Genomic DNA, 14,679 nt, shown 5'->3' on the forward strand with positions numbered 1-14,679 from the left:
AAGGGCTGCGCTTGCAAGCGCAGCAGCGGCCCGCGGGACGTGGGCGAGTCCCGTCCACTCCGCCAGTTTTATTGAAAACGCCCGCATCAGCGGGGCGTTTTCATTTGTTCCCTCATGTTTCCCACCCTGCACAAGGGTGCGTGCCCAGCGGCTCCTGATAGAATTGTGGAGTTTGTCTTTCGTGCCAATCCACTACCCGAATCCGCATGCTTGATTTCGTACGCAACAACCGGCGCCTGATGCTCTTGCTGCTGCTGGTGCTTGTTTTCCCGTCGTTCGTGTTCTTCGGCGTGGAAAGCTATTCGCGCTTCATGGACAGCTCGCACGATGCCGCCAAGGTCGACGGCCGCGCCATCAGCGTGCAGGAGATCGATAACGTCGTGCGCGACCAGAGCGAACGCGCGCGCCAGGTCCTGGGCGCCAGCTATGACCCGCGCCAGTTCGAAGGCCCGGACGCCCGCAGGGCCGTGCTGGACCAGCTGATCCTGCAGCGCGTGATGGCCAGTGCCGTGGCGCGTGAGCACCTGACCGTGTCCGACGCCAAGCTGCTCGAGGAAATCAGCAACCTGCCGGCGATCGCGCAGTTGCCGCGCACCAAGGACGGCAAGGTCGACGACAAGGCCTACCTGCAGCTGCTGCAGTCGCAGGGCATGACGCCCGAGCAGTTCGATGCCCGCATGCGCTTCGAGCTGGCCACGCAGCAGCTGGGCGCATCGGTCGCCGCGACGGCATTCGTGCCCAAGTCGCTGCTCGATCGCCTGATCGCCGTGCGCGATCAGCAGCGCGATGTGCAGGCGCTGCTGTTCAAGCCGGCCGGCTACACCGCCAAGGTGCAGCCCGATGCAGCCGCGCTGAAGGCCTACTACGACAGCCACCAGCAGGCCTTCTCGGTGCCGGAACAAGCCAAGGTCGAGTACCTGCTGCTGTCGGGCGAGGCCCTGGCCGCGACGCAGGCGGTCACGCCCGAAGAGCTGAAGTCCTACTACGACAGCAATATCGCGCGCTTCCGCATCGACGAGCAGCGCCGCGCCAGCCATATCCTGATCAGCGCGCCGAAGGATGCGCCGGCCGCCCAGCGCCAGGCCGCGAAGGACAAGGCCACCAAGCTGCTGGAGGACCTGCGCAAGCACCCTGACACCTTCGCCGACGTGGCGCGCAAGAACTCGCAGGACCCGGGCTCGGCCGAGAAGGGCGGCGACCTGGGCTTCATGGGCCGCGGCGCGCTGGTCAAGCCGTTCGAGGACGCCATGTACGCGCTCAAGGATGGCCAGGTCAGCGACGTGGTGGAAACCGACTACGGCTATCACATCATCAAGCTGACTGGCATCAAGCCCGCCGAGACCAAGCCGCTGGAAGCCGTGCGCACGGAACTCGAAGCTGAGCTGCGCAAGCAGTTCGCCGACAAGAAGTTTGCCGAGCAGGCCGATGCCTTCGGCAACACCGTCTATGAGCAGGCTGACAGCCTCAAGCCCGCCGCCGACAAGTTCAAGCTGACCATCCAGACCGCCGACAACGTCACGCGCCAGCCGAACCCGGCGCTGGGCGCGCAGAGCCCGCTCAACAACGACAAGCTGCTCAAGGCGCTGTTCAGCGACGACGCGATCAAGAATAAGCGCAACACCGAGGCCGTCCAGGTGGCCCCGAACACGCTGGTGGCCGCGCGCATCGTCGAGTACCGCCCGGCGGCCGTGCGCAAGTTCGAGGAAGTCGAAGCCAAGGTGCGCGAGGGCTATATCGCCCAGCAGGCGGCCGAACTGGCGCGCAAGGACGGCGAGGCCCGGCTTGCCGCACTGAAGAAGGCAGACAGCGCCGACGGCTTTGGCGCGGTGCAGACCGTGTCGCGCGCCAAGGCCGAGGGTATGCCGCCGAAGGCGGTCGAAGCGGTGCTGCGCGCCGATGCGAACAAGCTGCCCTCGGTGGTGGGTGTCGACCTGGGGGCCGAAGGCTACGCGGTCTACCGTATCACCAAGGTCAGCCAGCCGACGCAGGCCAACCCGGCGCAACGCCAGGCCGAAGCGCAGCAGCTGTCGCAGCTCGCCGGCCAGACCGACCTGCAGGCATTCTATGAAAGCCTGAAGGCACGCTCGAAGGTCAAGATGCTGACGCCGGTGGGTGCCACGCAGCCGCAAGGCGCCGAGTAAGCGCCAGATCAGCCGCGGCAGCCCCGCTGCCAGCAAGGACCCCTGCCAGGCGGCAGGGGTTTTTTTATTCTTACTTCGCGCCGCTGCGCCTGAGCATCGGCTTGAGCTGCGGCCACACCGTATCGAGCAGCGCTGGCTGTGCCGCGGCGGTCGGGTGGATGCGGTCGGGCTGGAACCAGTCCTGCCGCGCGATGACATTGTCGAGGAAGAACGGCACCAGCCGCACCTTGTACTCGCCGGCCAGCTTCGGATACAGCGAGACGAACTTCTCGGTGTAGTCCTGCCCGTAGTTGGGCGGGATGCGCATGCCGATCAGCAGCACGCCCGCGCCGGCCTTCTGTGCCATGCTGACGATGTTGCGCAGGTTGGCCTCAGTGGTCTGCAGCGGCAATCCGCGCAGCGCGTCGTTGGCGCCAAGCTCCACCACCACGATGGCCGGGCGGTGCCGCGACAGCAGCTCCGGCAGCCGCGTCTTGCCGCCGATGGTGGTCTCGCCGCTGATGCTGGCATTGACAACGCTATAATCGAAGCGCTCCTGCCGCAGGCGGTCCTGCAGCAGCGTGACCCAGCCCGCGCCGCGCGCGATGCCGTACTCGGCGGAGAGGCTGTCGCCAAGCACCAGCAGTGCCGGGGCCGCAGCCTGGGCTGAGGCCCCGGCCGATATCGTCAGTGCCATGCCGGTTGCCAGCAGCAGCCGGCGCCATTTGCCTCGGATCCCAATATCCATGTCTTCTTCCATTCTCGCTGTCGAGTCCCTCGGAAAGACCGTTGCCGACACGACCGGTTCGCTGACGATTTTGCACGACGTGACCTTTTCCGTCACGCCGGGCGAAACGCTCGCCATCGTGGGGGCGTCCGGATCGGGCAAGTCGACGCTGCTCGGGCTGCTGGCGGGGCTGGACCTGCCCAGCACGGGCACGGTACGGCTGCAGGGCCAGGACCTGTTCGCGCTGGACGAGGACCAGCGCGCCGCCGTGCGGGGCCGCCATGTCGGCTTTGTGTTCCAGTCGTTCCAGCTGGTCGGCCACCTGACCGCGCTGGAAAACGTGATGCTGCCGCTGGAGCTGCGCGGCGAAACGTCGCAGGTGCGCGAGCGCGCCCTGGACATGCTGCTGCGCGTGGGCCTGGGCGCGCGGCTGGGGCACTATCCGCGCACGCTGTCGGGCGGCGAGCAGCAGCGCGTGGCGCTGGCGCGCGCGTTCGTGGCGCGCCCGGACATCCTGTTTGCCGACGAGCCCACCGGCAGCCTCGATACCGCCACTGGCGAAGCCGTGATCGCGCTGATGTTCGAGCTTAACCGCGATGCCGGCTCAACGCTGGTGCTGGTAACGCATGACCGCTCGGTGGCGGCGCGCTGTGGACGTATCCTGACCATCGACGCCGGCCGCGTGGCCAGCGATGAATGGATGGGCGCGGAGGTCTAGCTGGCGGCGCCCGCCTTCAGCACCGCGCGGGCGCGCTCGATCAGCGACGTGGTGGAGGCATCGTGCTGGCCGATGGCATTCCCGGTCAGCTCGGCCTCGATCGGACGGGCCAGGATCTTGCCCAGCTCGACGCCCCACTGGTCGAAGGAATTGATCTTCCAGACCACGCCCTGCACGAAGGTGCGGTGCTCATACAGCGCAATCAGCGCACCCAGCACATGCGGCGTCAGGTTTTCCATCAGCAAGGTGTTGCTGGGGCGATTGCCCTCGAACACCATATGGGCGATACGGACTTCGTCCTTCAGGCCGGCGGCACGCAGCTCATCGGCGCTGCGCCCGCGCATCAGCGCCTCGGCCTGCGCAAAGCAGTTGGCCAGCAGCTTGGCGTGATGGCCTGCCAGCCGGCGCGGCGGCACCAGCGGCGCGACAAAATCCACCGGCACCACCTGCGAGCCCTGGTGGATCTGCTGGAAATAGGCATGCTGCCCGTTGGTGCCGGCCGTGCCCCACACCACCGGCGAGGTATGCGTGCGCACGGGCTGCCCGTCAAGCTGCACCGACTTGCCGTTGCTCTCCATCTCCAGCTGCTGCAGGAAGGCGGGAAACAGCTCCAGCGAGGTGGAGTAGGGCGCCATGCAGCTGGTGGGCAAATGCCAGAAATTGCGGTACCAGATGCCCAGCATGCCCAGGACCACCGGCATGTTGCGTTCCAGCGGCGCGGTGCGGAAATGCTCGTCCATGGCGCGCGCGCCGGCCAGCAAGTCGGCGAAGGCGTTGAAGCCCACGGCCAGCGTGATCGACAGGCCGACCGACGACCACAGCGAGAAGCGTCCGCCGATCCAGTCCCAGAACTCGAACATATTGGCCGGGTCGATGCCGAACTCGCGCACCGCTTCGGTATTGGTCGAGACTGCGACGAAATGCTTGGCAAGGTCATGCTCGGCCACGCCGTTGGCGACAAACCAGGCGCGCGCGCTGCGCGCGTTGGCCATGGTTTCCAGCGTGGTGAAGGTCTTGGAGCAGACGATCACCAGCGTCCGTTGCGGGTCGAGCCGCACCAGCGTCTCGGCCAGGTCGGTGCCGTCGACATTGGAAACAAAGTGCATGCGCGGCGCGGCATTGCCATCGGCATTGGCCAGGTGCGACAGCGCGCGGCACACCATGCGCGGCCCCAGGTCGGAGCCGCCGATGCCGATATTGATGACATCGGTGATGCGCTCGCCGGTGACACCCTTCCAGGCGCCGCTGCGCACGCGTTCCGAGAAATCGCGCATGCGTACCAGCACCTTCCGGATTGCCGGCATGACCTGCTCGCCGTCGACCTTGTAGCCGGCGCCGGCAGTCGCGCGCAGCGCTACGTGCAGTGCCGCGCGGTCTTCAGTCGTATTGATATGCTCGCCCGTGAACATCGCGTCGCGGCGTCTGGTCACGCCGGCCTCGGCTGCCAGCTGTACCAGCAGGCGCATGGTTTCGGGCGTGATCCGGTTCTTCGAATAGTCGAGATAGAGCCCGGCGGCTTCCAGCGAGAATTGTGCGACGCGCTGCGCGCCTTCGCGATCGAACCCGTCGCGCATCTGGGCGTCGCGAAGGGTGTCGTGGTGCCGCAGCAGGGCGTTCCAGGCGTGAAGGTCAGTGGGCATGCAGGACAATCGAGGTTGCGCGAGCCGCGTGGCGTTGCCGGCTCACAAGACAGAGATGCAAGTATATCGTCAGCGCTGCCGGGATCCGGCCTGGCAGCGGCGTCATATCGTTACCACTTGCAACATACCAGCGTGGGCGCAGGCTAAGTATCGGACATTGTCTGACGGAGCGCGCCGCCGAGCCGGGCCGCGATGGCGCGTAGCACGGGTTCTCCCCCAGCGACGCACAAGCCTCCCAGACAGATGATGCCGATGCCGATTGCGGTGGTCCAGTCGGGCAACTGGCCGAAGGCCAGGTAGCCGATCACCGTCGCGGACAGGATCTGCAGGTAGAGGAAGGGGCTCAGGAACGAGGCATCCGCGTACTGGAAGGCCCGGATGACGAAATAATGGCCAAGTGATCCGGTGATCCCCGCGGACAACAGCAGCGCACATTGCATCGGCGTAGGCCAGGCGCTGAACCAGAAGAAGGGCACGATCAGCGTGGTCAGGCAGGCGCCGGTTACGCCGCTCTGGATCAGCGTGGTCATCGGTGTGTCGTGCGCGGCAATGCGGCGTGTCAGCATCTGCATCAGCGCGAACACCAGCGCCGACACCAGGCCCAGGCCGACACCGAGCGGACTGAGCTGGCCCCCCGGGCGCACCACCACCAGCATGCCGGCAAAGCCGACCACCACACCGGTCCAGCGCATCCAGCGGGCATGGCGCCCGGGGCGCTCGCCCAGCAGCCACGGCGATAGTGCCACCACGAACAGCGGCGCGCAGAAATTCAGCGCCGTGGCCTGCGCCAGCGGCATCAGCATCAGCACGCTGAAGAACACCAGCGTCGAGACCAGCATCAGCGCGCCCCGCAGCCACTGCAGCCCTGGCCTTGCCGGCCGCCACTGGCGCCGCCAGCCGGCGGGGCCGAGCAGCAGGAAGATCGCGACCACATGCCCGACATAGCGCACCCATGCCACGGCCACCAGCGGCAGTCCTTGCTGCGTCAGGGTCTTGCTGGTGGCATCGAGCAGGCTGAGGATCCATTGTCCGATGACCAGCAGGGCGATGCCGGTGAGCAGGTGGCGGCGGTCGGCGGGATCGCGCAGCATCGCGCCGCGCGTCATGCGCGGGCCCCGGCCAGCAACTGGTTGAAGATGGTGCGCGCGGGCGCGTACAGTTCGCTTGCGGTGACGCCGGCCGGCCCGGTGCCCTGGGCGACAAGGGCATCGGCGGCGCGTCCATGGATCCACACCGCCGCCCGGGCCGCGGCCAGCGGCGCCATGCCTTGCGCCAGCAGCGCCCCCAGCATGCCGGCCAGCACGTCGCCGGTGCCGGCGCTGGCAAGTGCGGCATTGCCGCTCGGGTTGAGCGTGCATGGACTGCCGTCAGGCGCCGCGATCACTGTGCCCGATCCCTTCAGTACGACCACGGCCTGCCATTGCGCAGCCAGTGCTGCGGCAGCAGCGGGCCGGTCGCGCTGCACCTCGGCGACGGGAACGCCCATCAGCCGGGCGGCTTCGAGCGGGTGCGGCGTTATCACGCAGGCCGCGCCGCTGGCGGCCAGTGCCCCGGCCAGCGCCGGATCGGCAGCCAGCAGGTTCAGGGCATCGGCATCCAGCACAAGCGGCAGCGGCGCGGCTTGCAGCAGCCGCGCAAACTGCTTGTGTGCGTTGGCGTCCGTGCCCATGCCAGGACCGATCACCAGCGCCGACATGGCAGCGAGGGCCAGTGCGTCCACGGCATGCAGCATCAGCTCCGGATGCAGCGGATCGAACAGCGGTGCGGGCTGCGCCAGGAAGCCGATATGCACCTTGCCCGCGCCGAGGAACTGCGCGGCCCTGGCGCCCAGCAGCGGCGCCCCGGTCATGCCCAGGTTGCCGCCGATGAGCGCCAGCGAGCCATGCGTGCCCTTGTTGCTGGCATGGTGGCGGCGCGGCAGCGCCGTGCTGAACAGCGCCGGGCCGTTTACCAGGCAATGGGGCGTTTCGTCCGGCGGATAGTCAAGGCCGATCGGCGCGATATCGACCTCGCCGGCGCAGTCGCGCCCGTCGAGCGTCAGCAGCCCGGGCTTGGCGGCGATAAAGGTCAGCGTGCGCTGCGCGCGCACGGCCGGCGCGCCCGCGCCGGTGTCGGCGAACAGGCCGCTGGGGATGTCCAGCGCAAACACCGGCAGCGCGCTGCGGTTGATTTGTCCGATCCACCACGCCATGGTGCCGTCGGCGGGGCGGTTCAGGCCGATGCCGAGCAGGCCGTCGACGAGCGCAGCGGTGCCCGCGGGCCAGTCCGCGTCATGCGAGGCAGCGATGCCTGCGACCACGCTGACCGGGACGCCGGCTGCGTGCGCTTGCTGCCAGGCGGTCGCGGCGTCGGCGGGCAGGTGCTGCGGGTCCGCCGTCAGCCATACCTGCACGGCACGGCCGGCGCTGTGCAATTGCGTGGCGGCCACCAGCGCATCGCCGCCGTTATTGCCGGGGCCGGCCAGGAACAGCAGCGGGCCGGCGGGTGCATGGCAGGCCAGCCAGCGCGCGGCCGCGGCGCCGGCGCGCGACATCAGCGTAAAGGCGGGCAGTTGCGTGAAGGCGGCGTTCTCGATGCGGCGGATGGCGGCGACGTCGTACAGCGGAACCGGTGCGGAGGCAGCGGCATCGAGTGCAAACCAGCCGTCGCCGTTTGCGTGCGAGGTGGCGGTAGAGGCAGAGGGTGTCATGTGTGGTTATCTGGCGGGCCCCAGGCCGTAGCGGTCGGGCAGCAGGCCCTCCATGTCGATGTCCGGGCCGCCATGGGTGCCGGCGCTGGCGGCGATCTGGTCAGCCGCAATCTTGCCCGATCCGCAGCTCATCGCCCAGCCCGTCGAGCCATGGCCGAGGTTGAGGAACAGGCCGGGCACGGCTGTTGGGCCGATCAGCGGCGGCCCGTCCGGCAGCATCGGCCGCGCGCCCACCCATTGCGTGGCTTCCTGGTAGTTGCCTGCCACCGGGAACCAGTCGCGCGCGACCTTGACCAGGGTGTTCAGGGCGGCCGGCCGCAGATCAAGCTTGCGTGAGCCCAGCTCGGCCGTACCCGCCACGCGCAGGCGGTTGCCCATGCGCGTGATCGCGACCTTGTAGGACTCATCCATCAGCGCGCCCAGCGGCGCCTGCAGTTCGTCGCGGACCATCACCGTCACCGAGTAGCCCTTGACCGGATACAGCGGCATGCGCAGGCCCAGCGGGCGCAGCAGCGCGGTGCTGTCGGCGCCGGCCGCGACCAGCACGCGGTCGGCGCTCAGCACCTGGCCAGGGCGCTTCTTGTCGGAGTGCTGCAGCTCGACCTGCAGCTTGCCCGCGTTGTCGGGCCTGACGCGCGCCACCCGGGTGTCGAAGCGGAACGATACGCCTGCGGCCTCGGCATGCCGGTGCAGCGCGCGCACGAACATCGGGCAGTTGCCGGACTCGTCTTCCGGCAGGTGCAGCCCGCCAGCCAGCGGCGTGTCGGCCGCCAGGCCCGGTTCGATACGGCGGCATTCCTGCGCGCTGACCAGCCGGTGCGGCACGTTGTTCTCGCGCAGCAGGGCCACGGCGGGCGCGGCCAGGTCGAGGTCGCGCGCGGTGCGGAACAGCTGCAGGTAGCCTTGCGACTGCTCGTAGTCGATCTCCAGCTCGCTGCGCAGCCGGTGCAGGCACCCGCGGCTGTAGAACGCCAGCCGCTGCATGCGCAGCTTGTTGGCGCGGTAGCGCTCCAGCCGGCATTCGCGCAGCCAGCGCGCGATCCAGCGCCACATGGCCGGGTCGGCGGAAGGGCGGAACAGGACCGGCGCCTCGCGCGCAAAGAGCGTGCGCAGGATCTTGCCGGGCATGCCCGGCGCCGCCCATGGCGTGACATAGCCGGGCGCGATCACGCCGGCATTGCCGAAGCTGGCTTCCTGTGCCGGCGCGGCGCGGCGTTCGAGCACGGTCACGTCGAAACCGGCCTGCCGCAGGTACCAGGCGGAACTGACGCCGATCGCGCCGGCGCCGATGACGATCACATGCATCGGACTGGGACCCTCCAAATTGCCGGGCCGGCGGCAAATGGCCGGGCGGGGCCGGCCAATGCTATTTGACTTCCTGCTGCATGACAATGTCCGGCAGCCAGGTGACCACGCCCGGCCAGATCGTGACGATGGCGATCGCCACCACCATCATCATGAAAAAGGGCAGCGAGACCCTTGCTATGTAATTGCTGTCCTTGCCTGTCATGCTCTGCAACACGAACAGGTTGAAGCCCACGGGTGGCGTCACCTCGGCGATCTCCACCAGCAGCACGATGAAGATGCCGAACCAGACCAGGTCGAAGCCGGCCGCCTGCACCATCGGCAGCACCGTCGCGGTGGTCAGCGCGATCATCGAGATGCCGTCCAGCGCCGTGCCCAGCACGATGTAGATCACTGTCAGCACGGCGATCAGCGCCCACGGCGACAGGTGCATCGCCGCCACCCATTCCGCCAGCGCGCGCGGGATGCCGGTAAAGCTCATGGTAACCGACAGGAACGAGGTCGCGCCCAGCACGAACATGATCATCGCGGTCAGCCGCGTGGCCGACATCAGGCTGTCCCAGAACGCCGCGCGCGTGAGCGAGCCGCCCGCCCACGCCAGCGCCAGCGAAGCCACCACGCCATAGGCTGCGGCCTCGGTCGCGGTGGAGTAGCCGGTCACCATGATCACGGTGATAAAGGCGATCAGCACGATGCACGGCAGCAGCTGGCGGATCGATGCCAGCCGCGCACGCCAGTTGAAGTGCTCCGACGGCGGGGTTTTGTCCGGGTTGGCCAGTGCCCAAACCACGATATAGCCGGAGAACAGCAGCATCAGCAGCAGGCCGGGTATGAAGCCCGCCAGGAACACGCGGATGATCGACACGTCCGCCGACACCGCGTACACCACCATCGTGATCGACGGCGGGATCAGGATGCCGAGCGTGCCGGCGCAGGACAGCGAGCCGAGCGTAGTGCGCTCGTCGTAGCCGCGCCGCGTGAGTTCCGGCAGCGCCGATTTGGCGATGGTGGCGCAGGTGGCCGCCGACGACCCCGACACCGAGCCAAAAATGCCGCAGCCCAGGATATTGACGTGCATCAGCCGCCCGGGCAGCCAGCTCAGCCACGGCGACAGCCCGCTGAACATCTGCTCGGACAGCTTGGTGCGGAACAGGATCTCGCCCATCCAGACAAAGAGGGGCAGCGATGCCAGCGTGTATGAGGCGCTCGACGACCACCATGCGTTGGCCAGGCTGACCAGCGCCTCGCGGTCCGAGAACACCACCAGACCGACCCATGAGGTGACCGCAATGGCCACGGGGATCCACGCGCCGATCGCCAGGAAGACGATCATCACCAGCAGCAGGATCAGTGCAACCACGACTGTGCTCATCAGACCGTCTCCCCGAAATCGCCGGCGGCGAGCTTTTCTTCATGGGCCACCTGGTAGCGCGGCTTGTGTCCGCGCACCACGCGCAGCCATTCATCGGCGACCGCCAGCAGGAAGCCGACGCAGCCAAGCACCGCGAAGCTCTGCGGAATCCACAGCGGGATCACGATCTGGCCCTGGGAGACATCGCCGATTTCCCAGCTCTGCCACGCAAAGGTGCCAAGCGCCCAGGCCGCGTAGGCGGCAAACGCCAGGCAGACGGTCAGCGAGACCAGCTCCAGCACCCGGCGCCGGCGCGGGCCCACGGCCCCCAGCAGCATCTCGACGCGCACGATGCCGCCATGCTGGAAGGTCTGGCCAAGGATCAGGAAGGCGGACGCCGCGCACAGCCAGGCGACGATGTCATCGCCACCCTTGAAGATCACCGAGGTCTCCCGCGACAGCGACATCAGGATCATGATCACGCAGACGGCGAGGATGCACAGCGCGCCGAGCACGGCAAAGAGGTCAAGCAGGCGGTCGAGCCAGCGCTTGGAGGAGGGGGCAGTTGGCATGATGGGCAGCAGTTGAGGCAAGCGGGCAGCAGGCTTGCTGACGAACATCGATCAGGCAGGTTTGCTCCCCTCTCCCGCTGAGGGGAGAGGGAGCGCACATCAGCCTACTTGCGGTAGGCGTCCAGGATAGCCTTGCCGTCCTCGCCCGCGCCCTTGGCCCAGTCATCCACCATGACCTTGCCCACCTTCTGCATGTCGGCCTTGAGCTGCGGCGAAGGCGGCTGCACCGTCATGCCGTTGCGCGACAGGGTGGCCAGGTACTCCTTGGTCTTTTGCTCCGAGACCTGCCAGCCGCGCTTCTCGGCGTCGGCGACGGCCTTGAGCAGGGCCTCCTGGGTCGGCTTGTCCAGTGCCGCGAACGCTTTCTTGCTGACCACCAGCATGTTCTTGGGCAGCCAGGCGTCCACCGTGTAGAAGTACTTCACGCTCTCCCACACCTTGGTGTCGACGCCGGTTGCGCCCGACGACATGAAGGAGTTGACCGTGCCAGTGGCCAGCGCCTGTGCCAGGTCGGCAGCCTGGATGGTCACCGGCTGGGCGCTGACCAGCTCGGCGATGCGCGAGGTGGCCGGGTTGTACGCGCGCCATTTCAGGCCCTTCATGTCCGCGGCGGAATTGATCGGCTTGTTGGCATAGATGCCCTGCGGCGGCCAGGCCACCGCGTACAGCAGCTTCATGCCCTGTTTGTCGAGCACCTTCTCGGTGACCGGGCGCGAGGCCTGCCACAGCTTGTAGGCGTCGGCATAGCTGGTGGCCAGGAACGGCACCGCATCGACGCCGAACACCGGATTCTCGTTGGCCAGCAAGGACATCAGGATCTCGCCCATCTGCACCTGGCCGGTCTGCACGCCGCGCTTGATCTCGTTGGCCTTGAGCAGCGAGCCATTGGGGTGCAGCACGATCTTGAGCTTGCCGCCGGTGGCCTTGTCCACGTCGTTGGCCATCTGTTGCAGATTCTCGGTGTGCAGGTTGCTGGCCGGATAACCGGTCGGCAGGTCCCACTTGGTATCCGCCTCTGCCGCCACGGCGGCCAGCATCAGGCCGGCCGCAACGATTGCCTTGACTCGCATCTCGATCTCTCCTGGTGTGCGCGCGGGGGCGCGGTGGTACTGCTGGTTGCGTACTACCTGGTGCCGGTCGTGGCCCGCATTGGCGGGCACGCCGGCGCAAGATCAACGGCGCGGCGGCAGGGCTCAGTCGTCGCGCTGTGAAGGTTGCACGATGCGTTCCAACGCAAGGGCCGTGCCCAGCAGGCCGGCATCGCGCATCGGGCCGTGCGACAGCATCAGGCCCACGGGCAGCTCGTCCGGCGCGTGGCAGGGCAGCGAGATCGAGCAGCCGTCAAGGAAATTGAAGGCCGAGGTATTGCGCAGCAGCAGGGCATTGACGCGGAAGAACTGCGCATCATCGGTGCGCAGCGGCGCAATCTCGGGCGCGACCATCGGCACGGTCGGGCAGACCACGGCGTCGAAGCGGGCCAGGCGCGCTTCCATGCGGGCGATCCAGTCCAGCCGGGCGCGGCCCAGGTCGATATAGTCGGCGGCGCTGACATTGGCGCCGCGGTCGATGCGCGAGGCCACGCGCGGGTCGTACAGGTCGCGCCGGGCGGCCAGCAGGTGGCGGTGGATGGCAAAGGCTTCGGCCGAGCTGAAGCCGCCCTGGGCGTTCAGGCCCGCCAGTTCGCCGAGCTCGGGCAGGTCGACATGCTCCAGTTGCACGCCGGCGGCCGACAGCCGGCCCAGCGCGCGGTCAAAGGCGCGCGCCACCACCGGGTCGAGGTCGTCCAGCAGGACCTGGCGCGGGATCGCCAGCCGCGTCGCGGCGGGGTTGGTGACGCGCGGGATCACTGCGCTGTCCGCGATCACGCTGTCCACGGCAATGCAGTCGCTGACCGTGCGCGCCATCGCGCAGGCGGTGTCGAGCGTGTAGGACAGCGGAAAGGCCCCCGTCAGCGGCACGCGCCGCGCGGTGGGCTTGAAGCCGGTGATGCCGCATAGCGCGGCGGGGATGCGGATGGAGCCGCCGGTGTCGCTGCCAAGCGCCGCGACCGCCAGCCCCAGCGCCACCGAAACGGCCGCACCCGACGACGAGCCGCCCGGGATGCGCGCCACGCCATCGGTGCCGGCTGGGTTGGCCGGCGTGCCGTAGTGGGGATTGATGCCCACGCCCGAGAACGCGAACTCCGTCATGTTGGTGCGCCCGACCAGGGCTGCCCCTGCAGCGCGCAGGCGGGCGACCACGGTGGCGTCCGCGGTGGCCGGCGCGGCATCCTTGCGCACCAGCGAGGCTGCGCTGGTGACTTCGCCGGCCACGTCGTAAAGGTCCTTGACTGAAACCGGCAGCCCCGCCAGCGGATGCAGCGCCTTGCCGGCGCGGCCGGCGGCATCGGCAGCGCGCGCGACCTGGGCCGCGGCCTCGAAGGTGCTGTGCAGGAACACGGCCTCGGCAGCCGGCGCGGCGGCAAGCGCGGCCGCCTGCTCGATGATCTGCGCACGGCTGGTGGCGCCGTCGCGCAGGCGGGTGTTCAGGGTATCGAGGTCGGGAAGCATGGATGGCATGGGGTCTGCAAACGGGGTGCGAGGGCGGGGCGGGCACCGCCATGGTGGCGGCCGCCTGCCGGCACGGGGACGGGCGCGGTGCACATGCGCAGGGCCAGTCGTGGCCAGCGTCCCTCCCTCATGCTTTACCTGTATTTATTAGGTGTTCATGCTCATAATTCGCCAATAAACTGTCAAGCTAAAATTGCCGGGGCGCGCTCCGGGCTTATACCTAGCACGCCAGCGCCGTCCCATCGAAAGGAGTCTCCCGCATGCCACGCAAGCCAGCCGAGAGCGGGCATACCGCCGCCGCCGTGGCCGATGCCTCTGCCGTTGCCGATAAGGCAAGGCCGGCCACCGCGCTGTCGCGCGCGGCCGGGGCCAATATCGTGTCGTCCTCGCACCTGGTGTCGGTGCGCAGCCCCGAGCTGTCCGAGTTCGAGTTCGGGCTGAACACCGCCTACAATGCCTACAGCCGCTGGGTGGTGCGCTGCATGGGGGCGGCGGGGGTGCGCGACCTGACCTTCCTGGACGTGCTGGTGCTGCATCACGTGAACCATCGCGGCCGGCCCAAGCGGCTGGCCGATATCTGCTTCGTGCTGAACGTGGAAGACACCCACCTGGTGACCTACGCATTGAAGAAGCTGCAGGGGCTGGGGCTGGTGAGCGGGGAGCGGGTCGGCAAGGAGGCCACTTATTCGACCACCCCGGCCGGTGCCGAGGCCTGCGCACGCTATCGCGAGATCCGCGAACAATGCCTGACCAGCAACTTTACCGAAGGCAGCGAAGAGAATGCCGAGATCGGGGAGCTCGCCCGGCTGATGCGGGTGCTGACCGGCCTGTACGAGCAGGCCGCGCGCTCGGCGACGTCACTCTGAGCCGTCCATTCGGTAAAAGTGACGCATAAGCATTATCAGGGTGGGCGGTAACACGGCCCCGTCGTGATGTCGCAGTGCAAAATCCGGGTGCCGGCAAGGTACAATAGCGGTTTCCCGCCAGTCGGCACCCCATGCAGCGGTG

Annotated in this window: 12 protein-coding genes; 3 read left to right on the forward strand and 9 right to left on the reverse strand. The window is 68.1% G+C overall.

What is annotated here, in order from left to right; translation table 11 throughout:
- Positions 1–206 precede the first annotated feature (206 nt).
- A complete protein-coding gene (locus tag AC3WQZ_RS04090) occupies positions 207–2,141 on the forward strand; it encodes a SurA N-terminal domain-containing protein (protein WP_010810074.1) in 1,935 nt (644 codons plus the stop codon).
- A 70-nt stretch (positions 2,142–2,211) separates the two neighbouring features.
- On the opposite strand, the gene AC3WQZ_RS04095 is transcribed toward AC3WQZ_RS04090, so the two are convergent.
- Positions 2,212–2,868, reverse strand: a complete 657-nt coding sequence (locus AC3WQZ_RS04095; RefSeq protein ID WP_010810073.1) for an arylesterase — start codon at positions 2,866–2,868, stop codon at positions 2,212–2,214.
- Here AC3WQZ_RS04095 and AC3WQZ_RS04100 point away from each other — a divergent pair.
- Positions 2,867–3,565 carry an ABC transporter ATP-binding protein gene (locus tag AC3WQZ_RS04100; protein ID WP_010810072.1) on the forward strand — a complete coding sequence of 233 codons (699 nt, stop codon included), beginning with the start codon at positions 2,867–2,869 and terminating at the stop codon, positions 3,563–3,565. The genes AC3WQZ_RS04095 and AC3WQZ_RS04100 overlap by 2 nt on opposite strands.
- On the opposite strand, the gene pgi is transcribed toward AC3WQZ_RS04100, so the two are convergent.
- From pgi to AC3WQZ_RS04140, 8 genes are all read right to left on the reverse strand, one after another.
- Entirely contained in the window at positions 3,562–5,205 is a 1,644-nt protein-coding gene (pgi, locus tag AC3WQZ_RS04105; RefSeq protein WP_492300053.1) for a glucose-6-phosphate isomerase, read from the reverse strand. The two genes, AC3WQZ_RS04100 and pgi, sit on opposite strands and share 4 nt — an antisense overlap.
- A gap of 143 nt (positions 5,206–5,348) precedes the next feature.
- Complete coding sequence (locus AC3WQZ_RS04110) at positions 5,349–6,311, reverse strand: DMT family transporter (protein ID WP_492300055.1); 963 nt, start codon at positions 6,309–6,311, stop codon at positions 5,349–5,351.
- Entirely contained in the window at positions 6,308–7,894 is a 1,587-nt protein-coding gene (locus AC3WQZ_RS04115; protein ID WP_010810069.1) for a bifunctional ADP-dependent NAD(P)H-hydrate dehydratase/NAD(P)H-hydrate epimerase, read from the reverse strand. Before AC3WQZ_RS04115 ends, AC3WQZ_RS04110 begins: the two co-directional genes overlap by 4 nt.
- Positions 7,895–7,900: 6 nt before the next feature.
- A complete protein-coding gene (locus AC3WQZ_RS04120) occupies positions 7,901–9,199 on the reverse strand; it encodes a D-amino acid dehydrogenase (RefSeq protein WP_011615125.1) in 1,299 nt (432 codons plus the stop codon).
- 61 nt (positions 9,200–9,260) lie between these two features.
- A complete protein-coding gene (locus tag AC3WQZ_RS04125; protein WP_010810067.1) occupies positions 9,261–10,571 on the reverse strand; it encodes a TRAP transporter large permease in 1,311 nt (436 codons plus the stop codon).
- On the reverse strand, positions 10,571–11,122 hold the full coding sequence (locus tag AC3WQZ_RS04130) for a TRAP transporter small permease subunit (RefSeq protein WP_037023387.1): 552 nt from the start codon (positions 11,120–11,122) through the stop codon (positions 10,571–10,573). The genes AC3WQZ_RS04125 and AC3WQZ_RS04130 overlap by 1 nt, the downstream gene beginning before the upstream one ends.
- Before the next feature lie 104 nt (positions 11,123–11,226).
- Positions 11,227–12,192 (reverse strand): TRAP transporter substrate-binding protein, encoded by a 966-nt coding sequence (locus AC3WQZ_RS04135; RefSeq protein ID WP_492300057.1) that lies wholly within the window; start codon positions 12,190–12,192, stop codon positions 11,227–11,229.
- 123 nt (positions 12,193–12,315) lie between these two features.
- Positions 12,316–13,680, reverse strand: coding sequence for an amidase (locus AC3WQZ_RS04140; RefSeq protein ID WP_454750083.1), 1,365 nt, complete (start codon positions 13,678–13,680; stop codon positions 12,316–12,318).
- Positions 13,681–13,931: 251 nt separating this feature from the next.
- Here AC3WQZ_RS04140 and AC3WQZ_RS04145 point away from each other — a divergent pair, with 251 nt between their 5' ends.
- Positions 13,932–14,537, forward strand: coding sequence for a winged helix DNA-binding protein (locus AC3WQZ_RS04145; protein ID WP_010810063.1), 606 nt, complete (start codon positions 13,932–13,934; stop codon positions 14,535–14,537).
- Positions 14,538–14,679 lie beyond the last annotated feature (142 nt).

It is taken from the genome of Cupriavidus sp. FW305-26 (genome assembly GCF_058787975.1).